25 protein-coding genes and 1 pseudogene are annotated in these 23,078 nt (G+C 73.5%); 17 read left to right on the top strand and 9 right to left on the bottom strand.

The annotated features are described in order from the left end of the window. Window positions 1–296: 296 nt before the first annotated feature. Window positions 297–1,004 (bottom strand): TetR/AcrR family transcriptional regulator, encoded by a 708-nt coding sequence (locus tag ACFVNO_RS06305; RefSeq protein ID WP_378889875.1) that lies wholly within the window; start codon window positions 1,002–1,004, stop codon window positions 297–299. Window positions 1,005–1,104: 100 nt separating this feature from the next. On the opposite strand from ACFVNO_RS06305, the gene ACFVNO_RS06310 reads away from it, so the two are divergent. From ACFVNO_RS06310 to ACFVNO_RS06320, 3 genes are all read left to right on the top strand, one after another. Then, window positions 1,105–2,244: a PQQ-dependent sugar dehydrogenase gene (locus ACFVNO_RS06310; RefSeq protein ID WP_378889878.1), complete on the top strand. Its 1,140-nt coding sequence runs from the start codon at window positions 1,105–1,107 to the stop codon at window positions 2,242–2,244. Window positions 2,245–2,314: 70 nt separating this feature from the next. Next, window positions 2,315–3,067, top strand: a complete 753-nt coding sequence (locus tag ACFVNO_RS06315; RefSeq protein ID WP_378889881.1) for an SDR family oxidoreductase — start codon at window positions 2,315–2,317, stop codon at window positions 3,065–3,067. A gap of 46 nt (window positions 3,068–3,113) precedes the next feature. After that, on the top strand, window positions 3,114–4,001 hold the full coding sequence (locus ACFVNO_RS06320) for an SDR family NAD(P)-dependent oxidoreductase (protein ID WP_378889884.1): 888 nt from the start codon (window positions 3,114–3,116) through the stop codon (window positions 3,999–4,001). A gap of 393 nt (window positions 4,002–4,394) precedes the next feature. Here the strand turns inward: ACFVNO_RS06320 and ACFVNO_RS06325 are convergent, their stop codons facing one another. The 3 genes from ACFVNO_RS06325 to ACFVNO_RS06335 all read right to left on the bottom strand — a co-directional run bounded on the left by ACFVNO_RS06325 (window position 4,395) and on the right by ACFVNO_RS06335 (window position 6,846). Next, window positions 4,395–4,892, bottom strand: coding sequence for a GNAT family N-acetyltransferase (locus ACFVNO_RS06325; protein ID WP_355255034.1), 498 nt, complete (start codon window positions 4,890–4,892; stop codon window positions 4,395–4,397). Between the two features lie 57 nt (window positions 4,893–4,949). Continuing rightward, entirely contained in the window at window positions 4,950–6,383 is a 1,434-nt protein-coding gene (locus ACFVNO_RS06330; RefSeq protein WP_378889889.1) for an MFS transporter, read from the bottom strand. A gap of 73 nt (window positions 6,384–6,456) precedes the next feature. Beyond that, window positions 6,457–6,846 (bottom strand): RidA family protein, encoded by a 390-nt coding sequence (locus ACFVNO_RS06335; RefSeq protein WP_355255028.1) that lies wholly within the window; start codon window positions 6,844–6,846, stop codon window positions 6,457–6,459. Window positions 6,847–6,913: 67 nt separating this feature from the next. Here ACFVNO_RS06335 and ACFVNO_RS06340 point away from each other — a divergent pair, with 67 nt between their 5' ends. From ACFVNO_RS06340 to ACFVNO_RS06360, 5 genes are all read left to right on the top strand, one after another. Then, entirely contained in the window at window positions 6,914–7,513 is a 600-nt protein-coding gene (locus ACFVNO_RS06340) for a CGNR zinc finger domain-containing protein (RefSeq protein ID WP_378889893.1), read from the top strand. Between the two features lie 170 nt (window positions 7,514–7,683). Further along, the gene (locus tag ACFVNO_RS06345) at window positions 7,684–8,421 is read left to right on the top strand and encodes a hypothetical protein (RefSeq protein WP_378889896.1); all 738 of its coding nucleotides are present in this window, start codon (window positions 7,684–7,686) and stop codon (window positions 8,419–8,421) included. 155 nt (window positions 8,422–8,576) lie between these two features. Continuing rightward, window positions 8,577–8,705: a hypothetical protein gene (locus tag ACFVNO_RS06350; protein WP_378889899.1), complete on the top strand. Its 129-nt coding sequence runs from the start codon at window positions 8,577–8,579 to the stop codon at window positions 8,703–8,705. Window positions 8,706–8,854: 149 nt separating this feature from the next. Next, window positions 8,855–9,037 carry a hypothetical protein gene (locus ACFVNO_RS06355; protein ID WP_378889902.1) on the top strand — a complete coding sequence of 61 codons (183 nt, stop codon included), beginning with the start codon at window positions 8,855–8,857 and terminating at the stop codon, window positions 9,035–9,037. A 772-nt stretch (window positions 9,038–9,809) separates the two neighbouring features. Further along, window positions 9,810–10,709, top strand: a complete 900-nt coding sequence (locus ACFVNO_RS06360; RefSeq protein ID WP_378889905.1) for a SigB/SigF/SigG family RNA polymerase sigma factor — start codon at window positions 9,810–9,812, stop codon at window positions 10,707–10,709. A gap of 217 nt (window positions 10,710–10,926) precedes the next feature. Here the strand turns inward: ACFVNO_RS06360 and ACFVNO_RS06365 are convergent, their stop codons facing one another. Beyond that, entirely contained in the window at window positions 10,927–13,146 is a 2,220-nt protein-coding gene (locus ACFVNO_RS06365) for a molybdopterin-dependent oxidoreductase (RefSeq protein ID WP_378889908.1), read from the bottom strand. 183 nt (window positions 13,147–13,329) lie between these two features. On the opposite strand from ACFVNO_RS06365, the gene ACFVNO_RS06370 reads away from it, so the two are divergent. The 6 genes from ACFVNO_RS06370 to ACFVNO_RS06395 all read left to right on the top strand — a co-directional run bounded on the left by ACFVNO_RS06370 (window position 13,330) and on the right by ACFVNO_RS06395 (window position 17,841). Then, entirely contained in the window at window positions 13,330–13,539 is a 210-nt protein-coding gene (locus ACFVNO_RS06370; RefSeq protein ID WP_355255007.1) for a hypothetical protein, read from the top strand. A gap of 334 nt (window positions 13,540–13,873) precedes the next feature. Then, window positions 13,874–15,100 (top strand): esterase/lipase family protein, encoded by a 1,227-nt coding sequence (locus ACFVNO_RS06375; protein ID WP_378889911.1) that lies wholly within the window; start codon window positions 13,874–13,876, stop codon window positions 15,098–15,100. A gap of 300 nt (window positions 15,101–15,400) precedes the next feature. Further along, window positions 15,401–15,901 carry a hypothetical protein gene (locus tag ACFVNO_RS06380; RefSeq protein WP_355254998.1) on the top strand — a complete coding sequence of 167 codons (501 nt, stop codon included), beginning with the start codon at window positions 15,401–15,403 and terminating at the stop codon, window positions 15,899–15,901. Further along, window positions 15,898–17,127: a divalent metal cation transporter gene (locus tag ACFVNO_RS06385; RefSeq protein WP_355254995.1), complete on the top strand. Its 1,230-nt coding sequence runs from the start codon at window positions 15,898–15,900 to the stop codon at window positions 17,125–17,127. Before ACFVNO_RS06380 ends, ACFVNO_RS06385 begins: the two co-directional genes overlap by 4 nt. A 1-nt stretch (window position 17,128) precedes the next feature. After that, window positions 17,129–17,515, top strand: coding sequence for a hypothetical protein (locus tag ACFVNO_RS06390; protein WP_355254992.1), 387 nt, complete (start codon window positions 17,129–17,131; stop codon window positions 17,513–17,515). Beyond that, on the top strand, window positions 17,512–17,841 hold the full coding sequence (locus ACFVNO_RS06395; protein WP_378889916.1) for a PRC-barrel domain-containing protein: 330 nt from the start codon (window positions 17,512–17,514) through the stop codon (window positions 17,839–17,841). The genes ACFVNO_RS06390 and ACFVNO_RS06395 overlap by 4 nt, the downstream gene beginning before the upstream one ends. 283 nt (window positions 17,842–18,124) lie before the next feature. Here ACFVNO_RS06395 and ACFVNO_RS06400 read toward each other — a convergent pair whose 3' ends face one another. Continuing rightward, on the bottom strand, window positions 18,125–18,580 hold the full coding sequence (locus ACFVNO_RS06400; protein ID WP_378889919.1) for a DUF6098 family protein: 456 nt from the start codon (window positions 18,578–18,580) through the stop codon (window positions 18,125–18,127). 182 nt (window positions 18,581–18,762) lie between these two features. Here ACFVNO_RS06400 and ACFVNO_RS06405 point away from each other — a divergent pair, with 182 nt between their 5' ends. Next, on the top strand, window positions 18,763–19,437 hold the full coding sequence (locus ACFVNO_RS06405) for an HNH endonuclease family protein (protein WP_378889922.1): 675 nt from the start codon (window positions 18,763–18,765) through the stop codon (window positions 19,435–19,437). A 613-nt stretch (window positions 19,438–20,050) separates the two neighbouring features. Then, window positions 20,051–20,596: a lytic polysaccharide monooxygenase auxiliary activity family 9 protein gene (locus ACFVNO_RS06410; protein WP_355254983.1), complete on the top strand. Its 546-nt coding sequence runs from the start codon at window positions 20,051–20,053 to the stop codon at window positions 20,594–20,596. Between the two features lie 146 nt (window positions 20,597–20,742). On the opposite strand, the gene ACFVNO_RS06415 is transcribed toward ACFVNO_RS06410, so the two are convergent. Both ACFVNO_RS06415 and ACFVNO_RS06420 read right to left on the bottom strand, forming a co-directional pair. Next, the gene (locus tag ACFVNO_RS06415; protein WP_355254980.1) at window positions 20,743–21,126 is read right to left on the bottom strand and encodes a VOC family protein; all 384 of its coding nucleotides are present in this window, start codon (window positions 21,124–21,126) and stop codon (window positions 20,743–20,745) included. 115 nt (window positions 21,127–21,241) lie between these two features. Continuing rightward, window positions 21,242–21,676 (bottom strand): nuclear transport factor 2 family protein, encoded by a 435-nt coding sequence (locus tag ACFVNO_RS06420; protein ID WP_378889927.1) that lies wholly within the window; start codon window positions 21,674–21,676, stop codon window positions 21,242–21,244. Between the two features lie 94 nt (window positions 21,677–21,770). On the opposite strand from ACFVNO_RS06420, the gene ACFVNO_RS06425 reads away from it, so the two are divergent. Next, window positions 21,771–22,256, top strand: coding sequence for a MarR family winged helix-turn-helix transcriptional regulator (locus tag ACFVNO_RS06425; protein WP_378889930.1), 486 nt, complete (start codon window positions 21,771–21,773; stop codon window positions 22,254–22,256). A 479-nt stretch (window positions 22,257–22,735) separates the two neighbouring features. On the opposite strand, the pseudogene ACFVNO_RS06430 reads toward ACFVNO_RS06425, so the two are convergent. Next, window positions 22,736–23,068 (bottom strand): annotated as a pseudogene (locus tag ACFVNO_RS06430) (recombinase family protein); the annotation flags it as partial. Window positions 23,069–23,078 lie beyond the last annotated feature (10 nt).

The raw sequence follows: 23,078 nt of genomic DNA on the forward strand, positions 1-23,078 counted from the left end.
CACGTCCCTCGACGCGGTGCCCGCTGGTCGCGAGTCGCTCGGCTCGCGCCTGCTCCCGCGCGACCGGGCGGTGGTCGCGCGTCGGCACGATCGTGGAGACGGCCGCGATGACCACGTTCATCGCGGGGAAGCCGACGATCATGGGGATCATCGGCAGGGGCATCGCGTCGCCGCCCGACGCCCTGGTACCGCTGCGGTGACCGGACTCGGGCCCGCGCCTTGTCGCGGGGGTGTCCACACGGACCGTGGGACCCGGTGGCGTGCGCCGGGCCCTGGTTCCGGCCACGGCCACCTGGTCACCGGGCCGGGGAGGAGCCGGAGTCGCCGATCCGGTCGAGGAGCTCTCCGAGCAGGGTCTGCTCACCAGCGGTCAGGAGCCCGTCCGTGTGACCCAGTGCGGCCTTGAGGGCGGTCGCGTGCCGCGTGTAGCCGGGGGCCTGCGGCGGGGCGTCACCCGTCACGGCGCTGAGGACGGCCTCGCGCAGCCGGCGGGGCAGCCCGGGGTCGCGCTGGTGGGCGGCTGTGCGGATGAGGTCGAGAGTGAGGCCGCTCCCGGCGGAGTGGATCATCGTCGCCGCGGTCTCCACGGTGACCGTCAGGCGGCCGGCCGCGGCGACCCGCTCGACGAGCATCCGCAACCGCTCGTCCGAGCGGTGTGCCGCCGCGGACAGTTCGCCCGGGGTGCGCGGTCCGTACATCAGCAGGTAGTGGGCCGGGTGGGTGAGCCCGAACTCGACGTGCAGGTCCCAGCCGTCGCGCAGGTCCTGGACCGGGTCATCGGTGAGGTCGAGGGCGTGCTTGCGGGCGAGGTAGGTCTCGAAGCCCTGCACGGCGACCGCCTCGAGCAGGCCGTTCATGTCGGTGAACCGCCGGTAGATGGTCGGTGCCTGAACACCGGCGGCCCGGCTGACGGCGCGAGTCGTCACGCCTTCGCGTCCGCGCTCCTCCAGCAGACGGGCCGCGGCGTCCAGGATCCGTGACCGGCTGCTCGTGGACTCGCTCATTTATCAATGATAACGCATTTGTGTTATCAAGGCTTGCATATCAGCGATAGCGAGTCTAGTGTTATCGTCGATAGCAGCGGGTGTGAGGCGGGGAGTGCAGATGTTCGGCAGGACACCCACGGTCCTGGTGGCCGCGGCGGCAGCGGTACTCGTGACCGCAGGGTGCGGCGGGCCCGACTCCGTGGACGGGCCGTCCGGGGTCGGGAACGACGTCCGCACACCGGAGGACGGGGGAACGGCGGCCTCGGCGCCGGGGGAGCTGACAGAGCTCGCCACGGGCTTGGAGGCCCCGTGGGAGCTGACCTTCCTGCCCGACGGGTCCGCGCTGGTGTCCGAGCGGTTGTCGGCCCGGGTGCTGCGCATCCCGGCCGAAGGCGGCACACCGGACGTGGTCGGCGTGGTCCCGGACGTCGAGACGAGCTCGGAGGGCGGGCTGCTCGGCCTGGCCGCCTCGCCGGACTTCGCCACCGACCGCACGGTGTTCGCCTACGCCTCCGGCTCGCCGGCCAACCGGGTCGTCGCGCTCGAGATCGCCGAGGACTTCGGTTCGCTCGACGTCACCCGGGTGCTGCTCGACGGCATCCGGACCGCCGACCGGCACCACGGCGGACGCCTGCGGATCGGGCCCGACGGCAACCTCTGGATCGGTACGGGAGACGCGTTCCTCCCGGAGAACGCAGCCGACGACGACTCGTTGAACGGCAAGATCCTGCGGATCGCGCTCGACGGTTCGATCCCGGAGGACAACCCCGGCGACTCGCCGATCTACTCCAGCGGCCACCGCAACGTCCAGGGCATCACCATCGGGCCGGACGGGACGATGTACGCCTCCGAGCTCGGCCACCGCACCTGGGACGAGGTCAACGTGCTCCGTCCCGGCCTCGACTACGGCTGGCCGGAGACGGAGGGCGTGGCCGGAGACACGGGCGAGCAGCCGATCTTCGCCCTCCATCCGGACGACGCCTCGCCGTCCGGCATCGCCTACGCGCAGGGCTCGCTCTGGATGGGCGCCCTGGGCGGGCAGCGCCTGTGGCAGCTGCCCGTGGACGGTCCCGACGCGGCCGGGGATCCGATAGCGCACTACACCGGCGACCTCGGCCGCCTCCGCACCGTCGAGGCGGCACCGGACGGCGCGCTCTGGCTCACCACCTCCAACACCGACGGCGCGACCTGGGGCGGCACGGAGCCGCGCCCGGGCGATGACCGGATCCTGCGGCTGGAGCTCGATGCCCGGCCCTGACCGCGCCGGCCCCGACCACCTCGGCCATGACCGCGACACCGCGGCAGAACCCGGAAATGAAGAGATCAGCATGAACATCAGCGGCAACACCATCCTCATGGCCGGCGGCACGTCCGGCATCGGCCTCGCTCTCGCGACGCGTCTGCACGCGGCCGGCAACAAGGTCATCGTCGCCGGACGGCGGCGGGACCGGCTCGACCGGATCGCCGAGGAGCACCCGGGGATCGAGGTCGAGCAGCTCGACATCACCGACCCCGAGTCGATCCAGGCGCTCTACGAGACCGTGACCGGCAAGCACCCCGAGCTCGACGTCGTCGTGGCGATGGCGGGGATCATGATCGCCGAGCCGGTGCTCGACCCGGGGTCGCTCGAGATCGCGGAGCGGACGATCGCCACGAATGTGCTCGGCCCGATCCGGCTCGTGCACCGCTTCGCCCCGTTCCTGACGGGGCGGCCCGACGCGGCGATCCTCACCGTGACCTCCGGCCTGGCCTATGTCCCGCTGGCGGCCACGCCGACCTACGGGGCCACCAAGGCGGCGATCCACTCCTACACGGAGAGCCTGCGCGCGCAGCTGCGCGACACCACCGTCCAGGTGATCGAGGTCGTGCCCCCGCTGACCCGGACCTCGCTCTGGCCGGGCAGCGAGAACAACGAGCGGGCCATGCCGCTCGACGAGTTCGCCGACGAGGTCATGAGCCTGCTCGCCACTCGGCCTGACGCCGACCAGATCCTTGTCAAGCGGGTCGAGCGGCAGCGCTTCGCCGAGGCCGACGGCACCTACGGCGAGGTCTTCGCGATGCAGAACGGCCTCGCGCGATGACGCCCGGCCGCCGGCACCGAGGCGAGCGCGCAGGAGAAGGAGTCCCATGCCCGTCATCCTGATCACCGGTGCCTCGACCGGTATCGGCAACCTCACGGCTCGGTCCCTGGCACGCGCCGGGCACACCGTCTACGCCGGCATGCGAGACGTCGCCGGACGCAACGCAGGCAACGCCGCGGCGCTGAGCGAACTCGCCGGCGAGGAGCGTCTCGACCTGCGGGTCGTCGAGCTCGACGTTCAATTCCAGGAGTCCGCCGACAGCGCGGTCGCGGCCGTGGTCGAGCAGATGGGCGGCATCGATGCCGTCGTGCACAACGCCGGGCACCTGGTGGTGGGCTACGTCGAGGCGTTCACGCCCGAGGACCTGGCCCATCTGCTCGACGTCAACGCGGTCGGCGCCCACCGTGTCAACCGGGCGGTGCTGCCGCACCTGCGGGAGCAGCGCTCGGGCACGCTCCTGTACGTCGGCAGCACGATCCCCGTCACGACCCCGCCGTTCCTGGGCCCGTACGTCGCCTCCAAGGCCGCGTTCGACTCCCTGGCCGTGGTCACGTCCTACGAGGCGGGCCGGTTCGGCATCGAGACGAGCATCGTGATGCCGGGCGCGATCGTGGAGGGCACGTCCCACTTCTCGAACGCGACGCGCGCCGGTGACACCGCGGTGGCCGCGGCCTACGCGGAGCTCGACGAGCTCGTGGCCGCCAACGAGGAGGCGACCAGGCGGGTCTTCCCGCCCGGTGTCGTGGCCACTCCGGACCGGGTGGCCGACGAGATCACGCGCATCCTCGGCCTCCCGTTCGGGCAGAAGCCGTTCCGCAGCGTGGTCGACGTCGCGGACGCCGGTGTCGACCACGTCATGCGGCATGTCGACAATACGCGGGAGAACTTCGTGCTGCGCATGGGCTTGGGCGATCTGCTCCGAACCGCTCGGTGACGCCCGGCCCGGTGCGGCGTCCGAGCGACGGTCCGGACCCGGCCGGTCTCCCCGACCAGGCCGGGCCCGGGGGGTCCCGGCGGTGCTTCCGGTCCGCTTCGGCGGCAGCCCGTGCCGACACGCCTCCGGGCTTGACCGCGGGGACGGCGAGCCGTGCGACGTCGCCGACGACCGGGTCGTGTCCGATCAGCCGCACCGGTTCCGTGCCGCCGGGCCCGCTGGAGCAACCGGCGCACTCTGCGGCGAACAGCGCGTGCGGCTCGCGTCGGCGACCGCCGCGGCGCGGTCCCGCGGGAGCGAGCCCCGCGCATGCGGGGATGGTCCTACATTCGCTCAGGGTCTTCGTCAGGGGATGGCCGTGAACCCCGCGCGGGGACGGGCCGCGGGCCGGGGTCATCCGCCGACCCGGAGGCGGACGACGCGGTCCGGTGGAAGGTCGGGGCGGCCGGGGACCGGCCGCTCGTCGGCCTCCCACCCGGGGGCGCCCACCTCGGCGGCCACCCGCGGCCAGAACGCGGCGGCCGCTCGGTTCGCCTCCTGGTAGTACACCGCCCACCGGCCGGGGTGCGCCCGCAGCACCCGGGCCGCCGCGGCGAGTCCGTGCCCGCGCCCGCGCACCGGCCGGAGCAGGAAGAACGAGGACAGCACCCGCTCCTCCTCGTCGAGCGCCCGCACCAGGGCGAACCCGGCGGGGACCTCTCCCAGCCGGAACAGGTAGGCGCACCAGCCGGGGTCGTCCAGCGCCAGGTCCAGCCGCTCCCGGCGGAAGCGGCCCCGCGCGTCGGGCAGCGCACCGGTGAATTCGGACAGGTCGTGCTGGAAGAGGGGCCACAGCCGTTCCAGGGCGGAACGGTCCCCGGGGCCCACCGGTCGAATGCTCAGTTCGCTCATACGAAAAAACCTCCACCCGGATCGATCCGGACGGAGGCCTCCCGCACACTCTATCGGTCACCGGGCGGGTTCGGCCCGCTCGCCTCCTCCCGCCGACGGTCCGGGCAGCGCGAGCACGGACAGCGCACCGGCCGCCACCAGGCCGGCGCAGGCCGCGAACGCCGGCGCGTATCCCGAGGCGGGCGCGCCCGCCTGGGAGGCGGCGAGGGTGGTCAGCGCCGCCAGCCCGAGCGATCCGCCGACCTGGCGGGAGGAGTTGAGGACGCCGGAGACCGCTCCCTCCTCGCCGCGGCGGGCCCCGGCCGTGGCGGCCATGGCGATCGGCGCCGAGGTGAGCCCCAGACCTCCGGTGATGAGCACGCCGGGCAGCACGATGCCAGCGAGCAGGCCGCTGTCCGGCGTGATCGTCGCCTGCCAGGCGAAACCGGCCGCCGAGATCAGCGCCCCGGCGACCAGCAGCGGACGCAGGCCGAACCTCTCGACCAGCCGCGGTGTGGCCTTGGAAGCGATGATGACGGCCACGGTGTGGGGCAGGAACGCCAGGCCGGCCTGTAGCGCGCTGTAGCCCAGTACCTGCTGCATGTGGAGCGAGAGGAAGTACCAGACCGCGAAACCCGCGGCCCCCAGGAAGAACTGCACCAGGAGCGCGCCGGAGACGGAGCGCGACCGCAGGATCCGCAGCGGCAGCAGCGGGGCCCGCGCGAACCGGGCCTGCACCAGCACGAACACGGCCAGGGCCGCCATGCCCAGCACCAGCGGGACCAGGGCGCGGGCCGATCCCCAGCCGTGCTGGGGGGTCTGGAGCAGCCCGAGTTCCAGTGCCGACAGTCCCAGCGTCACCGCGACCGCGCCGGCCAGGTCGAGGCCGCGGGCCCCCGGAGCCCGCCTCTCGGTGAGCAGCCACAACGCGGCGAGGATCGCGACCGCCCCGATCGGCACGTTGATCAGCAGGGTCCAGCGCCACGACAGGTAGTCGGTGAGCAGCCCGCCCGCGAGTGACCCCGCGGTTCCGCCGATGGCGCCGACCGCTCCCCAGGTGGCGATGGCCCGGGCCCGCGCCGGACCGGCGGGGATCGCGGTGGTCAGGATCGTCAGCGTGGCCGGGGAGACCGCGGCGGCGCCGAGCCCCTGGGCGGCGCGCGCGGCGATCAGCGTTCCCGGCGTGGTGGCGAACCCGCCGACCAGGCTCGCGATCGTGAACACGACCAGTCCGGCGATGAAGGTGCGCCTGCGTCCCCAGAGGTCCGCCATCCGGCCGCCGACCAGGAGGAACCCGGCGAAGGTGAGGAGGTAGGCGTTGACCGCCCACTGCAACCCCGCGGTGCCCAGGCCGAGGTCGGATTCCATGGCCGGCAGGGCGACGTTCACGATCGCCGCGTCGAGGACCATCATGAACTGCGCCAGGCAGACCAGCGCGATGACCGGCCATACGGCGCCGGGCTGGTGCGCGGGGACGCGCCCGGCGGGCGGCCCCTCGACGTTGTTCGTCATTTTCCTGGTTCTTCGTCGGTGGAGGGGAACGCCGGAGGGGACGCCGGGCGCGGTCAAGGGCGGGGCGCCGGTGTCACACGACGGCGACGGCGTCGATCTCGACGAGGCACCCGGGGTTCAGGCCGGCCACCACGTGGACCGTGATGGCCGGCGGCGGGTCGGCCTGGTTCCACACCTGCTGGAACGCGGCCACCCCTTCGTCGAAGGAGTGGCCCTGGACCACGGCGATGGTCCAGTGCACGATGTTCCCCAGGCCCGCCCCCTCGCTCTCGAGGATGGCGGCGAGGTTGCGGAACACCTGGTGGGCCTGCTCCCCGACGGTGGGGCCGACGACCTTGCCGTCGGCGTCGACGCCGTTCTGTCCGCCGATGTAGATGGTCTTCGCGGGCTGCTCGACGACCACGGCCTGGCTGAACGCGGGGCTGCGGTGGAGGCCCTCGGGGTTGATGTGACGTACGGGCATGTGTCGCCCCTTCCGATCGGGACACCGCTATAACCGGTGTCCAAGTGACACCAGTTATACTGGTTTCATGCGAGCGAGCACAACCGGACGCGTCCTGCACGACCCCAAGGGCGGGTCGTTCCGCTTCGATGCCGGCGCCCTGTGCCTGGACTTCGCCCACACGGGCGGCGAGGGCCGCTACGCGGTTTTCGAGACCCTGCACGACCCTTCCGACCTGGCCGAATGGCTGGCCCATCCGGCGCTGGGCGTGGTGGTGACGCAGCCCGTCACGGACGAGGAGCTGGCCGCCGCCAAGACCCTGCGCCAGGCGATCTGGATTGCTGCGCACGACCGGGCGGCGGACCGCGCACCCGACGCCGCCGCGGTGGCCGCGATCAACGCGGCGGCCGCGCAGGCGCCGCTGACCCCCGAACTCGCCGCCGACGGCACCACTGTGGGCTGGGCCCGGCCGGTGCGGGCGGGCCAGGCGCTGTCGAGCATGGCCCGGGAGATGATCGACCTGCTGTCCGGGCCGCTCGCCCACCGCATCCGCGAGTGCGCGGGCGACAACTGCCCGCTGGTGTTCGTGGACTCCTCCCGCCCCGGCGCGCGCCGCTGGTGCGCGATGGAGCGCTGCGGGAACCGGCACAAGCTCCGCGCCCGCCGCGCCCGGCAGGCGGAGGTGTGAAGGCCGGGCCGTCGCCGGCACCGAGGGGCGTGGGTCTCCTCCCGTGCCAGGGCCCGGGCCCCGGAGGCGCCCGGCGCCCGCCCTCCCGTCCTGATCCGGCCACCGCCGCCGGCCGTCGGCGGGGCGGGGCCGGGTAGGAACCGACCACCGCCACGCCGGGGAGGTCCGCCATGTCCACGTCGCCGATGCTGCTGGTCGCGGCCGGATGCGCCCTCGCGTGCGCCTGGGCGCTGTGGGACGTGGTCGGCTTCCACAAGAAGATGACCGGTTCCCACGAGGAGGAGCGCCTCGAGAAACGCAACGACGTGCTCACCCAGGTGGCGGCCGTCGCCGCCGGCGGCAACGTGTGCGCGAGCCTGTTCGTGCTCGTGCTCGCGCGGCCGGAGAGCACCGGCGCGAAGGTCCTCCTGGTGCTACTGGTCGCGGAGGCGCTCGTCAGCGCGGGGTGCATCTGGGCGACCGACGGCCTGGACCGGGCCCGCCACCGGGGCCGCATCCGTGAACTCCTGACGGTCGCGCTGGGGGCCGCCGTCGGGTCCGTGTTCCTGGCCTCGGTCGGGGTCGTCTCCCATCCCGGCGCCCGGGAGGCGCTCGGCGACGTGGTCGACACGGTCGGCGCGGTCTTCGAGGGCCTGCTGACCCTGGTGGTCATCGTCGTGACGTTCATCGTGGTGCTCGGGTTCATGATCCTCCTGAGCTGGGACGAACCGGACACCCCCCGGCGCCCTCCGGGGATGAGCAGGCAGGTGTGGAACCGGCAGCAGCGGATGCTGCGGCGGTACCGCGAGCGGTACCGGGGCCGCGGTGACTCCGGCTCGGGCTACGGCGGCGGCTCCGGAGATGCGTCCGGCTACGACGGCTACGGCGGCGTCAGCGGTGACGGCGGAGACGGAGGGGGCGGTGATTGAACGTGCGCCGCGGGGGAGAGGGCCCTGCGGGGAGGCTGCCGAGGTGAACCGGGAAGGGGCCATGGCCTGTCCCGGCCAGGTGGGCCTGACCGCCGTCGGCGCGGGGTAGGCCGTTCCCGAGCGGGCGGACCGGACCCCCGGGAAGGAGGCCTCTCATGCGCAGATCCAAGGGTGGCGGACCGAGTGTCGGCGGCCGGGTGCCCTGGGACCCGATCGACCCGGTCCCCGAGCCCGAGTCGGAGCCGGAGGCGGACAAGCCCGGCACCGAGCGCAAGCCGGGCTGACCCGGTTCCGCGCTTTCGCGCGTTCCACGCGTGCCCTCTTCGGGGCCGCACTCCGGGCCGACGTGCACGCAACCGTCGCGGATCCGGAGCTCGGGGGAGCCGGTGTCCCGGCCCCGGCCGATGTCCCGGGGGAGCAGTAGGCTCCCGGGATGAACGATGACGAGTGGAACCGCATCATCCTTTCGGCGAAGCAGGACGAGTCCGGCCCCTGGTCGTGCCCCGAGTGCGACGAGTACACCGTCCATGCGGGCCAGCGGTTCGATCAGGGGCGCGTGGTGGAGTACACGCTGATGTGCTTCGCCTGCCAGGCGCAGGTCGTCGCACCCGCCTGAACCCGGCTGTGCCGGTCGCCGCCGGACAGGTCCGTGTTCGGCGGCGCGGACACCCCCACGGCCCCACCGTGACCACGGCGGCGCCGGCCCCGGGACGGGTCGACCGGGCACCGACGGGGATACGGCCCATCCGGCGGTGGCCGGGGCCGTTCCGATCCGCCCCGGAACCGGAGCGGGAAGGAGAGCCCCGGCGCCGACGCGAGTCCGCCGGCCGATCCGGGCAAGGCCCCGCACGACCCCAGCCGACCGAAGGCTTTCCGGCTCTGCTGCTTCCGCCGCCGGCCCCTTGCGCGGGGCGCCGCGGGCGGGTGTCGCGCAGGGCGGTCACGTCGGCCCGCCGTCCTGCTCGGACGGCCGATTTCGAACACGCCGCCCGCGGTCCGGGACCCGGCGCCGCCGAGTGCTTACCGTGGGCGGGCCTCGACCGGTCCGGGCGCCGTTGAACGGATGCGTGCCCGGTCCGGGCGGGACGGCCGTGCGGCCCGCGCGTGTTCCGGGGATGACCCGCACGGTGAGCGCCCCGGCCCCGGATCCAAGGGGCGGTTCCGGGCCCGGGGCGCCGGCCGCGACACGTGACGGGCCTGAGGTGCTCAGGGGAGAAAACCGTCTCTATGGCGCTTCGGGGGGATTTTTCCGGGCAGGGTCAGGCTCACCGGATCCCCCCTTGGGCCTCATGTGTCACACGGGTGGTGGGTGCGGCCGGGGAGATACCGGCCGGCCCTGTCCACCCGCAGGGACGAGTTCCACGCAGGACACAGCACCGGGGGTTTTCTTGGTCCCGCCCGCAGCACACGCCACCCCGACTCCGACTCCGACCGCGACTCCGACTCCGACTCCGACCGCGACGGCACCGGTCCAGGTACCGCGGCCACGCCGCCCCGTCGACTCCCACGGCTTCGAGGAGGGCTCGGCCGAGGACATCCTGGCCCGGCTGCACGCCCTGGCGCCCGACGCGCCCCAGGCCCGGGAGCTGTGGGAGCGGCTCCTGGAGGAGTTCGTGCCCCTGGTCTCCCGGATCGCCCGCGACTACCGGGGCAGGGGCGAGCCCCTGGAAGACGTCACCCAGGCCGCCATGGTGGGGCTGGTCAAGGCCGTGCGCGGGTTCGATCCCGGTCGCGGCACGCCCTTCCTGGCCTACCTGCGGCCCACCGTGACCGGCGAGATCAAGCGGCACTTCCGCGACCACACCTGGGCAGTGCGGGTCGCCCGCTGCCACCAGGAGAACCGGATCAGGCTGCGCCGGGTGTCGGAGGACTTCGAGCAGGAACACGGGCGCCGGCCCACCACGGCCGAACTGGCCGGGCTGCTGGGGTTGTCCGATGAGGAGGTGCGGCGGCTGCTGCAGGCGTCCGAGGCCTACCAGTGCCTGTCCCTGGACCGGACCGAGCCCGACGATGAGGGCGAGGAGGCCGGGACCCGTCTGGAGGACCGCCTGGGCGATGAGGAGACGGGCTACGAGCTGGTCCTGGAACGCGAGTCCCTCAAGCCGGTGCTGGCCGGCCTGGACGACCGGGGCCGCGCCCTGTTGCGCCTGCGCTTCTTCGACGATCTCACCCAGGCCCAGATCGCCGAGCACCTGGGCTGTTCCCAGATGCACGTCTCCCGCCTCCTGCGCGAGGTCCTGGACCTGGTGCGCGATCGGCTCGGGGAGTCCGACCGGCCACCCGGCTGACGGCCCGGTGCCGCGCCCTCGCCACCGGGCGACCGATCCCCGCCGGACCTTTGCCCGGCCCCGGGGCTGCGGTCCTGCCGGGCCGCTGCCCGCCCGGGCGGAGCGGACCGGTGGACGGCCCTCCGACGGCCCGCGTCCGACGAGGAGCGGTCCCGGCGCCACCGCGGGCACGCCGCCCCGTACCGGACCGGTCGCCCCGCCCCGCCTGCCGTGCCGGTCAGCCGAGGGGGAGCACCGCGACGGGGACGCCGTTGAGGACCGCGTTGCCCGAGAGCGGATCCACCACCGAGGGATCGGTGACGGCGTTGACGTTGACCCCCGGGTTCTGTGCGGCGACCGCCATACGGGTGCCGGGCAGGCCGTGCCCCCAGCCGTGCGGCAGGCTCACCACACCGGGGGAGACGGTGTCGGTGAGCTCCACGGGGGCGTTCACCTCCCCGTAGGCGCTGCGCACGGTGGCCTCGGCGCCCTCGGCCAGGCCCAGGCGGGCGGCGTCCTGCGGGTGGACGTGCAGGGTGCAGGTATTGCTGCCGCCGGTGAGCCGGGGGACGTTGTGCGACCAGCTGTTGTTCGAGCGCAGGTGGCGGCGGCCCACGAGCACCAGGGAGTCGCGGCGCGCGGCCAGGCCCTCGCGGAGGCGGGCCACGTCCTCGGCCACGGGTGCGGGGCAGGCCTCGATGCGGCCGGAGGCGGTGGACAGGATCTCGGGGACGCGGGGGTCCAGCGGTCCCAGGTCCACACCGTGCGGCGCGTCCAGCAGGCTCTGGAGGGTGAGGCCGCCGGGGCGGGCGCCGAAGGCGTCGCCGTGGGAACCCAGGCGCAGGAGCAGGTCGATCCGGCGTTCGGACCAGGTGCCCGGGTACAGCGCGGCGGTCAGTTCGGCGGGGTCGCGTCCGTACACGGACGAGTCGGGGTCGGCGACCGCGCGGGACAGGAGCCGGGCGGCCTCGGCCTCGTCCACCGCGTCGGGGTCGGCGTCAGGCCCCTGGCCGGCGGCGATCTGCACGAGCCGGCGCAGGATGAGCGACTCGTCGGCCTCCCCCTCGCCCAGGGGCAGGGGCGCGGGGGAGTAGCGGACGGTGTTGCGCACCGCCAGTTCGGCGAAGGCGAGGTCGAAGTGGGGGGTGCGGCTCGGCGGCGCGGGCGGGAGGATGACGTGCGCGTGCCGCGTGGTCTCGTTGAGGTAGGGGTCCACGCTCACCATGAACTCCAGGCCCGCCAGCTCCCGGTCCAGGCGGTCGCCGCCGGGGGTGGACAGCACCGGGTTCCCGGCCACGGTGACCAGGGCCCGCACCTGCCCGGTGCCGGGGGTGGCGATCTCGTCGGCGAGGGTCACGGCGGGCAGTTCGCCCTTGGCCTCGGGCAGGCCGCGCACGCGGCTGCGCCAGCGCCCGAGCCGGAAGGGGCGGCTGCGGCCGGCTCCGGCCGGGCGGTGGGCGGGGCGGGGGAAGAGGGCGCCGCCGGGGCGGTCGAGGTTGCCGGTGATCAGGTTGAGCACGTCCACGAGCCAGCTGGTGAGGGTGCCGAACTCGGCGGTGGTGGTGCCCACGCGGGCGTAGACGGCGGCGGTGGGCGCGGCTGCCAGGTCGCGGGCCATGGCGCGGATGCGGTCGGCGTCCACGCCGCAGACGGACGCGACGGCCTCGGGGGTGAACTCCTCGGACAGGGCGCGGACCTCCGCCAGGCCCTCGACGTGCCCGGCCAGCGCCCCCGGGTCCGCGAGCCCCTCGGCGAAGAGGGTCCGCACCATGGCGAAGAGCAGGTAGGCGTCGGTCCCGGGCCGGACGGGGACGTGTTCGTCGGCCAGGTCGGCGGTGCGCGTGCGCCGGGGGTCGACCACGACCAGGCGGCCGCCGCGGGCGCGCAGCGCCTTGAGCCGGCCGGGGAAGTCGGGCGCGGTGCACAGGCTGCCGTTGGACTCCACCGGATTGGCGCCGAGCATGAGCAGGTGGTCGGTGCGGTCCAGGTCCGGAACGGGGATGGCCAGCGGGTCGCCGAACATCAGCCCGCAGGAGACGTGCTTGGGCATCTGGTCGACGGTGCTGGCGCTGTAGACGTTGGTGCTGCCCAGGGTGCGCGCGAGCAGGCCCGAGTACAGCTGTCCGGCCAGGGTGTGAACGTTGGGGTTGCCCAGGTAGACGGCGGTCGCGTCGCGGCCGTGGCGGCGCAGGACCCCGGAGAGCCCGGCGTCGACGGCGGCGAACGCCTCGGGCCAGTCGACCTCGCGCCAGTGCCCGCCCTCGCGCACCATGGGGCGGCGCAGGCGGTCGGGGTCGTTGTCGAGGGCGGGCAGGGTCGCGCCCTTGGGGCAGACGAACCCCGCGCTGAACACGTCCCGGCGGTCGCCGCGGGCGGCCGTCACCCGGCCGGTGTCGATGGTGAGGGTGAGGCCGCAGGTGGCTTCGCACAGCGGGCAGATCCGAAGTGCCGTTTCCATGGGGGGCTCCAGTAACATACCGGACAGTCGGTTTGGTGTGACACTACCTCCGCCCGTACCGGGGCGTACAGGTCGGGGTGCCCCTCGGCCCCGGAGCCGGAGGCGGACCAGGACGGGGAGAAGCCGGGCACCGAACGCGGGCCCGCCCGCTGAGCCCGCCCCGGGCACGGCCACAATGGCCGCATGACAAAGCGTGCGGGGGATACCCGTGTTCCGGCGACCGGTGTCGAGGCGGCGGCGAACGGCCTCCTGGGCCTGTGCGCCGTGATGTTCGTGCTGCACATCGTCGCCCCGACGCACTGGACCACGCTGGCGGTGCCGGTGCTTGCCCTGCTGGCGGTGGGCCTTCGCATCGAGGCCGCCATCCGCGGCCGGGGCCCGGCGGACGGCTGAGGCCGCACCGGGACCATGGCGGCCGCCACGCCGCCCCCGGTACCGATGCCGGTACCGAGGGCGCGGCGCGGCATATGCGCCCCGAAGGATGCGCCGCCACCGGCCGGGCCGACCTCCACCCCGGACTCGGTCAGGCCGCAAGGGGGATCTACGGTCGGCCGGATCTCTCGCGGATGCGGATGCTGTAGCCGCCCATACCGTTGCCAAGCGCCCGCCTTGCCCCACTGATCGGACGTCGACGGTCTGTCCTCCCGCGAATCCGTGAACGGAGAGTGACGATGACCGGGACGCGGCGGGCGGTCGGCGCCCGCCCGGAACAAAGGAAGGGACGCTCGTGAGCACCACCGAAGAGCAGGCCGCCGAGGCCTTGCAGGCCGCTCCTCCGATCATCCTGGCGCCCGGCCCCCGCACCACCGATCACACCCCGCCCGAGCCCGACGACATCTGGGACCTGCCCTACGGCACCGCCTGGGTCTACCACGGCGAGGGCAACAGCGGGCTCACCCGCCCGGTCCTGATCGCGGACGGCTTCAGCTCCGGCCCCAGCGACCTCGCCCTCACCTGGGAGCTCCTGGAGTACGGACCGTTTCCGCTGCTGAGCGAGCTCCGCCGCCGGGGCCGCGACGTGGTCCTGGTCGGCTACCACGAGCGCAGCGCCCCGATCCTCCAGAACGCCGAGACGGTGATCGCGGCCATCACCGAGGCGAACGACCGCCGGGTGGGCGACCACCCGCCGGTCGTCGGCGGCTTCAGCATGGGCGGCCTGGTCACGCGGTACGCCCTCGCCAAGATGGAGACGACGGGCACCGACCACCAGGCACGGCTCTACTTCTCCTGGGACAGTCCGCACACCGGCGCCTGGATCCCGGTCCCCCTACAGGCGTTCGCGCACTACATCAAGAAGCTCGACGGCCGCTTCTCGGAGCAGATCAACAGCCCGGCCTCCCAGGAGCTGCTGACCAGGCACATCGCAAGCTGGAAGGACAAGCCCACCGCCAGTGAGAAGCGCCGGGCGTTCCTGCGCGCGCTGGAGGAGGTCGGCAACTGGCCCCAGGAGCCCCGGAGGATCGCCCTGGCCAACGGTCCCGCCAACGGCACCGGCAACGGCGTGGACCCCGGTGTTGAGGCCGTGGTCGGCAAGGGGTTGGCCGTCACCGGGACCGAGCTGCGCACCCAGGCCGAGGGTGACGACCAGTCGGCCGCCAAGCTCCGGGTGGTCACCCTGCCCACCCGCCAGATCCGCACCAGCGGACTGCCCGACGCCGACGGCGCGCCCGGCGGAACCCTGCCCGGCTTCGGGATCCTCGCCGACGCGTTGAACGCGCTCCCGGCCTTGCTGGGCTTCAAGGTCGACGCCCCGGTCCGCGAGCACTGCTTCGTCCCGGCCGTCAGCGCCGTCGCCGCGCGCGAGCCGGCCACCCACGAGGACCTGTACACCCCGCTCAGCGAGGAGGAGCTGGAGAAGACGCCCTTCGACGCCGTCAAGCTCGCCTCGCGGAACGAGATGCACGCCCTGGTCAGCGAGGAGCTCGCCACCTGGTTCCTGGACCAGCTGCCCTGAGACCGGGCTCGGGACCGGGGGCGTGTCGGGGAGGAGTGACGGCCTGCCTACCGCGCACCCGGGCGGACCGCACCCGGGCGGACCCGCGGAAGCGGGCCGGCCGGATGCACCATCGGGCCCCGCTCTCCGGTACCCCCGGAGGGCGGGGCCCTCTCGTGTCCGGCGATCGGAGGGGGCCGGACGGCGCACGGTCCGCCCGGGGCCCGCCCTCCCGCGAGGCCCGGACAGCCCGGCCGCGACTTCCCCGAACCCCCGGTTGCGATAAGCGATAAAACCGTTACCCAGAGCTATGGTCGAAGGGTGCTGGAAACCCTCGCGCCCCGTGTGCGCACCTCAGGCGGGTGGCCCCCGACGCCGGCGGTCCGCGGACTCCTCGCCGCGCTGGCCCTCCTCGTGCTCGCGCTCACCGGCTGCGTGGCCCCCACCCCCACCACCGACGCCCACCGGGCCTCCGCCGGGCAGACCGTCACCGACCTCCTCTCCGCCGTCAACTCCGGCGTCCTGGTCGCCGCGGCGCACCGGGACGGGAAGGCCTTCTCCCCCTACCTGGAGACGGTCGCCTGGGACGCCGAGTCCGCGGCCCGCTCGATCGCCGACACCTACGGGATCATCCAGCCCCCCTCGGCCGAGTCCGACCTCCTGCGCGCCCGCCTGGTCCCCCTGTGCGACGACGCGGTCAACGCCCTCGCCGACCTGCGCATCGCCCTGCGCAGGGACGACTCCGCGGGGGTCGCCGAGGCCGCGCGCCTGCTCACGGAGACGGCCGACGCCCTGGAACGCCTCGAGGGGGAGCTCTCATGAGGTGGCTGACGGCCTTCACCCTGGGCCTGCTCACCGCCGTCGGCGGCTTCCTCGACATCGGCGACCTCGTCGCCAACTCGATCGTCGGCTCCCGCTTCGGCATGACCCTGGCCTGGGTGATCCCCCTCGGGCTGGTCGGCCTGATGCTGTTCACCGAGATGTCGGCCCGCGTCACCTCCACCACCGGCCGGGGCACCTTCGACCTGGTCCGCGAACGCCTGGGCCCCCGGGTCGGCCTCGCCAACCTGCTGGCCTCCTACCTCATCACCCTCCTCACCTTCGCCGCCCAGCTCGGCGGCATCGCCCTGGCCCTGGAACTGGCCAGCGGCATCCACTACCTGCTGTGGGTGCCGGTGGCCGCCGCCCTCGTCTGGATCGTGCTCTGGCGCGTGCCGTTCGACCGGATGGAGAAGATCTACGGCTTCATGGGCCTGGCGCTGGTGGTGTTCGGCGTCGCGCTGTGGCGGCTGGGGCCGGACTGGGGGGTGCTGCTGGAGGACGCGCTCGCGTTCGCCCCGCCCGCGGACGAGGGCACGGCGGTCTGGTGGTACTACGCCATCGCCCTGTTCGGGTCCGCGATGACCCCCTACACCGTCCTCTTCTTCTCCTCCAGCGGCGTGGAGGAGAAGTGGACCCCCAAGGACCTGGCCACGGCGCGCGTCAACATCTTCTTCGGCCTCCCCCTCGGGGGCCTGCTCGCCCTGGCGATCATGGGCTGCGCCGCGGTCGCGCTCCTGCCCGCCGGGATCCAGGTGTCGGACCTGGGCCAGGTGGCCCTCCCGGTCGTCTCCTCGCTGGGCAAGATCGGGGTGGTCATCGCGATCCTCGGGTTCTTCGCCGCCACCTTCGGCGCCTCGCTGGAGTCGGGCCTGGCCGCCGGGTACGCGGTGGCCCAGTACTTCGGGTGGCAGTGGGGCAAGGAGCTGCCGCCCCGCAGGGCCGCCTACTTCCAGCTCGTGATCCTGGGCGGCCTGCTGGCGGGGACGCTCTTCGTCCTCACTGGCGTCGATCCGATCACCGTCACCGAGTACAGCCTGGTGCTGTCGGCCGCCGCCCTGCCCCTCACCTACCTGCCGATCTTCGTCGTCGCCAACGACCGCTCCTATCTCGGGGACCGCGTCAACTCGCGCTTCACCAACGTCCTCGGGTCGGTCTACCTGGTGCTCCTGTCCGCGGTCTCCCTGGCCGCCATCCCCCTGATGGTCTACACGAAAGCGGGTCAATGAGATGTCCGACGGAGGGGGCGGTTCCGTCTTCCGGATCGGGTTCACCGTCCTGGACCGCCAGATCGTCGACGCCGAGGGCGACAACGTGGGCAAGGTCGACGACGTGGAGTTCGAGTGGCGTGAGGGGGAGCCGCCCACGATGACGGCCCTGGTCAGCGATACCGCGGCCCTCGGCCCGAGGATCGCCGGGCGCCTGGGCCGGTCCTGGGAGGTGCTCCTGGGGAGGCTGCGGCCGCCCGACGAGGAGCCCACGCTCATCCGTTTGGAGGACGTGGAGCAGTTCGATCCCTCCACGGTCCTGTCCATAGCGGCGCCGCCGGGCATGCGTCCCATGGAGACCTGGGTGGCGGAGCACATCATCTGCCGGATACCCGGGGGCCGGCGGTGAGGCGGCTGCGCGCGGGCGAGCTGCTCGGGGTGCGGGTGGTGGACCGGGACGGGCGTGAGGCCGGCTCGGTCCAGGACATCGTCGTGCGCCACGAGGAGGGGGTCTACACGGTCCTGGGGCTGGTCCTGGGCCGCTCCGCGCTCGCCGGGCGCTTCGGGTACGGGGACTCGCTGGAGCCGCCCACGCCGTGGAAGCACCTGTTGGGCTGGCTGCGGCGCCACGAACGCTACGTGAAGTGGGAGGACGTCATCGCGGTGCGGGAGGACCGGATCGAGATCGGGGTCGACCACGGGTCGCTGCCCCGCCGCTGGCACGAGGCGCACTGAGCCATGAGGCGCGCTGAGCCATGAGGCGCACTGAAGCACGGGGCGCGGGAACACCCCGGGCGTGGGAGCGCGGGGCGCGGGCACACCGGACGCGCTGAGGCGGGACCGCACCGGGGCGGGCGCGCGCCGGAGCGGAGACGTGCCGGAGCGGGCGCACACCGAAGGGGAGACGCGTCGGAGTACGGGTCGCACCGGAGGAGGGCGGCGCGGGGGAGGGGCGGAAGGCGGGCCGGGGAGCCGTGCCCGCGGGACCGGCGGGGCGCACGTGCCGCGCCCCGCCGGCTCATTCGTCGTTAGGCCCCCGGCCCGCCGAGAACCGCAGCCGGTACCTCTCCAGCGCCTCCTCCATGACCGTTTCCGCGAGGCGGGCGACCGGTTCGACCCGGTCCAGGAGCGGCTCGTGGTCCGGGCCGCGGGCGACCACCCGCCCGCGCAGGGCCCACCCGTGCCGGTCGGAGTCCTCCTCGGCCAGCGAGGCGTACTTGCGCACCTGGCGGGCGAGCCAGTCCTCCAGCGGGCGGGTCCACCACGGCTCCGGCGTCAGCGGGGTCGCCGACAGCCCGGGCAGGTCCAGTCCGCTCTCGTAGTCCTTGCTGGTGATGCAGGCGTCCCGCTCGGGGCCCTCGGAGTACCGCAGGTACAGCGGGCGCGGGTCGCGGACGAGGTCCGCCAGGCCGCCCAGGTCGGAGACCACCGTCGGCTCGCCTCCGGCGGCGAAGAGTCGGGAACCGTCCACCATGGGTGCCGACTACCCGCCCGGCCCCGAGCCATGCCCGGAACGTCCCTTTCCGGGGTGGGAGAGGGCCCCGGTCATTCCGGGAGGATACGGCCGCCCCTCGCGCGTCGCCCGCCCCCACCCGACTCCTTACCGGAGAATCACCCTGCCGTCACAGAAAGTGATCGACCCCGAAAGGCTCTTCCGTGTCCCTGCTCGCACGCTTCTCCGCCCTCGCCCCGGCCGTTCTGACGGCGGTCGTGGCACTCCCGGCCAACGCCCCCGCCCACGCCCACGAGACCGCCGTGTCCGTACCCCTGCCCCTGGCCGCGGCGGTGGCCGCCCTGCCCGTCGCCGACGAGGCCCGGGAGGGCTACGACCGCTCGCTCTTCCCCCACTGGGTGGACGCCGACCGCAACGGGTGCAATACCCGGTCCGAGGTCCTGCTGGAGGAGGCCGTGGTCGCGCCGGAGGTCGGGGACCGGTGCCGGATCTCCGGCGGGGAGTGGTCCTCCTACTACGACGGGGAGACCGTCACCGAGGCCCGGGCTCTGGACATCGACCACATGGTGCCGCTCGCCGAGGCCTGGGACTCCGGCGCCTCGCAGTGGACGACCGCCCGGCGCCGCGACTACGCCAACGACCTGGGCGAACCGGTGGCCCTGGTCGCCGTCACCGCCCGCCAGAACCGCAGCAAGGCCGACCAGGACCCGGCCGAGTGGATGCCCGCCTCCGCGGAGGCGCACTGCCGGTACGTCACCGAGTGGGCCACCGTGAAGACGCGGTGGGGCCTGTCGGTGGACACCGCCGAGCGGGAGGCCCTGCTCGGCTTCGCGCAGTCCTGCCCGGACGCGGTCGTGGAGACCGAGCCCGCGGCCTGACGGGTCCGCACGCCGCCGGGCCCGGCACCGCGTTCGACGCGGTGCCGGGGCCCGCGTGCGTTCCCCGCGGGGCTCCCGTGCGCGGTCCCGGCCGGAGTTCCGGCCGGGCTCCCGCGCGGCCTCCGGCCCCGGCCGCCGCTCCGGGGCGGACACCGGGCCGGGGAAGCAAAATGTGGCCTTCCGGTGAGGTCTACCGGGGCCGACCGGCCCGGGCCGGATTGGTCCACTGCCCGTCGGTGCGAACCACCCACGCAATGGGACGGAATCCTTCCTGTTCCGGTTCGCCGGTGCCCGGCGGACCCGCCCGTACCGCCGTGCGCAGGGCGCCCACTGGTCCTGTGGGCGGTCCGGTCCCGCCGCCCACCAGCGGATCCGACGCTTCGTCACGGGCCGCTTACCGGCCCCCGCGGGCGGGAAACCCCTGAGGCAGAGGGATCCCGGGCGCCCGCTCCCCGCGGCTCGGAGCCCGTGGCCCCTCCGACACCTCCGCAGTTCCGAGCGCTCGCCTTCGCCCCGGGCCGGTACCGGCCCGGGACTCCCCCCCCAATGGATTCCCGCTACCTCCCGGCCTCCGCGGTGCCGGGACGCGATCCACGACCGAAGGACCCGCACCATGCCGACCCTCACGTCCGACACCTCCCGTAAGAAGCACCGTTTCCGCGCGGCGGCGGCAGTGGCCGCCGCGACCACCCTCTTCCTCGGCCTCATGCCCACGGGCACGGCCAGTGCCCACGGCTACATCTCCAACCCGATGAGCCGCCAGGCCCAGTGCGCCGCGGGCATCGTCCAGTGCGGCGGCATCCAGTGGGAGCCGCAGAGCGTCGAGGGCCCCAAGGGGCTCATGCGGTGCGACGGCGGTGTCGGCCGCTTCTCCGAACTGAACAACGACAACCACGGCTGGCGGGTCACCGACGTCAGCCGGGTCCAGACCTTCAACTGGACCATCACGGCGGCGCACTCCACGTCCACCTGGGAGTACTTCATCGGCAACCAGCGGGTGGCCGTGTTCAACGACAACGGCGCCCGTCCGCCGTGGTCGTTCAGCCACACCGTGGACCTGTCGGGGTACAGCGGGCGGCAGAAGCTGCTGGCCCGGTGGAACATCGCCGACACGGCCAACGCCTTCTACGCCTGCGTGGACATCAACATCCGCAGCTAAAGACCGGTCCCGCACGCGGGACCCCCGAGGGCCCGTCCGGCCCGACGGCGGCGTCGCGAACGCCGTGGAACCCGCCGGGCCGGCGCGGCCCGCCTCCGGGACCGAGTGCGCCGGTCCCGGTTTCGTGCCCCCGTCGCCGGAGCCCGTCAGGGGTGCGCGGCGGCCCGGTCGGACTCACTGCGCAGAACGCAGAACTCGTTGCCCTCGGGGTCGGCGAGAATCACCCAGCCCGAACCGTCGGGGTTCCGGTGGTCGGCGACGAAGGCGGCGCCCAGGCCCAGGAGCCGTTCCACCTCCTGGTCGCGTGAGGTCTCGGGCCGCAGGCACAGGTGGATCCGGTTCTTGATCGTCTTGGGCTCGGGCACCTGGTTGAAGTGCAGGACCGGGCCCTCCGCCAGCATCACCTGAGTCTCCGGTTCTCCCGGCTCGTCCTCCGGATGCAGCGGGCGGCCGGTCACCCCGCTCCAGAACCGGGCCAGCTCATAGGCATCCGCACAGTCGATCGCCACATTCTGCACTACCGAGACCATGCGGCCCAGCTTCGCCGATCCGCGCCCCGGACGCCACCGGGTTTCCCGTGCTGGTGTCGCGCGGGGAGGGTAGGGGCGGGTTCGCGGCCCCCGCGCCGGTCGCGGTGCCCGTGCCCTAGAGGGCCCGGTCGAGGGCCGCGGTCAGCGCGACCGGGGTGATCTCCAGGCGGTCGAAGCGCCAGCCGTCGCCGGTGCGGCGCGCCCCGTAGCGGTGGACCGCGGCCGCGATGGCCTCGGACTCGTCGTCCATGACGAACACGGCGATGTCGTGGGCGCGGACGGCGGCGGTGTCGCCGTCGATCTCGATGACGAGGTTGGACTTGTTGTGCAGGGTGCGGGCGTAGTCGTCGTGGCGCGAGCGGACGAGTTCGACGAGCGCCCCGATGCCGCGGGCCCGTCCGCGGAGGGACGTGACGACGACGTCCTCGGTGAAGAGCCGGTCGCTCTCGTCGTAGCGGCCCTCGTCGATCCACAGGCTGTGGCGGGCGACCAGGTCGGCCAGCTCGGCGCGGTCGGCGAGTTCGCGGACGAGGGTGTCGGTGCCGGTCATGGGAGGTCCTCCGATTTGTTAGTGGGACTAACGTTAGTGGCACTAATGAATTTAGATCGTTAGTGGCACTAACGCAAGCCGGTAGCCTGTCCGCATGGAGACCGGAGACGAGCTGCGCTTCGACCACGGCGACGAGACCCCGGCCCGGCTCAGGGGCCAGCTCTCGCGCCTCCTCGGGATGACCGCCGTCCAGACGGGCCGCGTCGCGAGCGACGCGCTCGCCGCGGTGGGCGCCCACAAGAACCACTTCATGGTGCTGGCCGCACTCGCGGAGTTCGGCGACGCCAGCCAGGCGGACCTCTCCGGCCGCACCCGGATCTACACCAGCGACCTCGTCTCCGTCCTCAACGACCTCGTGAAGGGCGGGTGGGTCCGCCGTGCCCCCGACCCGGCGGACAAGCGGCGCAACGTCATCACCATCACCGGCGCGGGCGAGCGCCGCCTCGCCGAACTCGACCGCGTCCTCGACGGGGTGAACGAGCACGTCATGGCGCCGCTCGACGGTGAGGAGCGTGCGCGGCTGTTCGCGCTGCTGGGCCGGATCAACGCCCACCTGGCCGACCCGCCGGAGGGTGCCTGACAGGCGGGGTTGGAGCGGGCGGCCGGGGGTTCCGGGCGGGGGCGCACCCGGGCGGGGCGGAACGCCGCAGTGGGAGCAGGTGTTCGCGCCGTGCGGAAGCGGAGGTGTGCACGGCCCGGCGGCGGTCGGCCGCCCGGGCGGGCAAGATCAAGGCGACCATCGCGCACCCCAAGGACCGGCGTGAGAACCGCCGCTGTAAGGGATCGGCGGGCGGCAGGCCCCGGTCTTCGACCGAGACGCCTGCCGGGGCTGCAATGCCGTGGAGCGGTGTAGCAATCTGCTCGAGCAGAACCGGGCGGTCGCGTCCTGCTACGACAAGCGGGTCGAGACCTTTGACGGGATCGTGTTGGTGGCCTCGATCCGGATCTGGCTCCGCGACCTGACCCGTCCAAAAAACACTGCCTAGTTCCGGTAGGTGCTTGTACAGGATCGACCTGATCACTCCGAACAGGCGCGCGGCCCAGGTGTTCACCGGACGCGCGGGCCACCTCCGAACCCTCGCGGGTGCCCTCCACGATGAGCTCGTGGATGAACTCCGCCGGCGCGGCGAACACGTGGAACACCAGCCGCCCGCCCGGGATGGTGGTGGCCAACGCTTCGTGCAGGGACCGAAACCCCACCCCTGCACGGAGCAGGCCGTCGACCAGGGTGATGAGGTCGGTCAGGGAGCGGGAGAACCGGTCTGGGCAGGCCGCCACCAGGGTGTCGTCGGATCGCAGGTAGGCCAGGCACGTTTTCAGTTCGGGGCAGTCGGCGTCGCGACCGGACTTCTTGTCCGCGAAAACTTGCCCAGAACGCCTGCAGGGACGCAAGAATCAGTGG

Source organism: Nocardiopsis sp. NPDC057823 (assembly GCF_042797335.1).
Classification (GTDB): Bacteria; Actinomycetota; Actinomycetes; order Streptosporangiales; family Streptosporangiaceae; genus Nocardiopsis; species Nocardiopsis changdeensis.

Excerpts from the sequence above, each read along its gene's own strand:
- ACFVNO_RS06365 (WP_378889908.1), bottom strand. The coding sequence starts at position 13,146 with ATGGAAACGGCACTTCGGATCTGCCCGCTGTGCGAAGCCACCTGCGGC.
- ACFVNO_RS06305 (WP_378889875.1), bottom strand. The coding sequence starts at position 1,004 with ATGAGCGAGTCCACGAGCAGCCGGTCACGGATCCTGGACGCCGCGGCC.
- ACFVNO_RS06410 (WP_355254983.1), top strand. The coding sequence starts at position 20,051 with ATGCCGACCCTCACGTCCGACACCTCCCGTAAGAAGCACCGTTTCCGC.
- ACFVNO_RS06370 (WP_355255007.1), top strand. The coding sequence starts at position 13,330 with ATGACAAAGCGTGCGGGGGATACCCGTGTTCCGGCGACCGGTGTCGAG.
- ACFVNO_RS06350 (WP_378889899.1), top strand. The coding sequence starts at position 8,577 with ATGCGCAGATCCAAGGGTGGCGGACCGAGTGTCGGCGGCCGGGTGCCC.
- ACFVNO_RS06385 (WP_355254995.1), top strand. The coding sequence starts at position 15,898 with ATGAGGTGGCTGACGGCCTTCACCCTGGGCCTGCTCACCGCCGTCGGC.
- ACFVNO_RS06340 (WP_378889893.1), top strand. The coding sequence starts at position 6,914 with ATGCGAGCGAGCACAACCGGACGCGTCCTGCACGACCCCAAGGGCGGG.
- ACFVNO_RS06415 (WP_355254980.1), bottom strand. The coding sequence starts at position 21,126 with ATGGTCTCGGTAGTGCAGAATGTGGCGATCGACTGTGCGGATGCCTAT.
- ACFVNO_RS06425 (WP_378889930.1), top strand. The coding sequence starts at position 21,771 with ATGGAGACCGGAGACGAGCTGCGCTTCGACCACGGCGACGAGACCCCG.
- ACFVNO_RS06325 (WP_355255034.1), bottom strand. The coding sequence starts at position 4,892 with ATGAGCGAACTGAGCATTCGACCGGTGGGCCCCGGGGACCGTTCCGCC.
- ACFVNO_RS06310 (WP_378889878.1), top strand. The coding sequence starts at position 1,105 with ATGTTCGGCAGGACACCCACGGTCCTGGTGGCCGCGGCGGCAGCGGTA.
- ACFVNO_RS06330 (WP_378889889.1), bottom strand. The coding sequence starts at position 6,383 with ATGACGAACAACGTCGAGGGGCCGCCCGCCGGGCGCGTCCCCGCGCAC.
- ACFVNO_RS06345 (WP_378889896.1), top strand. The coding sequence starts at position 7,684 with ATGTCCACGTCGCCGATGCTGCTGGTCGCGGCCGGATGCGCCCTCGCG.
- ACFVNO_RS06400 (WP_378889919.1), bottom strand. The coding sequence starts at position 18,580 with ATGGTGGACGGTTCCCGACTCTTCGCCGCCGGAGGCGAGCCGACGGTG.
- ACFVNO_RS06420 (WP_378889927.1), bottom strand. The coding sequence starts at position 21,676 with ATGACCGGCACCGACACCCTCGTCCGCGAACTCGCCGACCGCGCCGAG.
- ACFVNO_RS06355 (WP_378889902.1), top strand. The coding sequence starts at position 8,855 with ATGAACGATGACGAGTGGAACCGCATCATCCTTTCGGCGAAGCAGGAC.
- ACFVNO_RS06335 (WP_355255028.1), bottom strand. The coding sequence starts at position 6,846 with ATGCCCGTACGTCACATCAACCCCGAGGGCCTCCACCGCAGCCCCGCG.
- ACFVNO_RS06315 (WP_378889881.1), top strand. The coding sequence starts at position 2,315 with ATGAACATCAGCGGCAACACCATCCTCATGGCCGGCGGCACGTCCGGC.
- ACFVNO_RS06320 (WP_378889884.1), top strand. The coding sequence starts at position 3,114 with ATGCCCGTCATCCTGATCACCGGTGCCTCGACCGGTATCGGCAACCTC.
- ACFVNO_RS06390 (WP_355254992.1), top strand. The coding sequence starts at position 17,129 with ATGTCCGACGGAGGGGGCGGTTCCGTCTTCCGGATCGGGTTCACCGTC.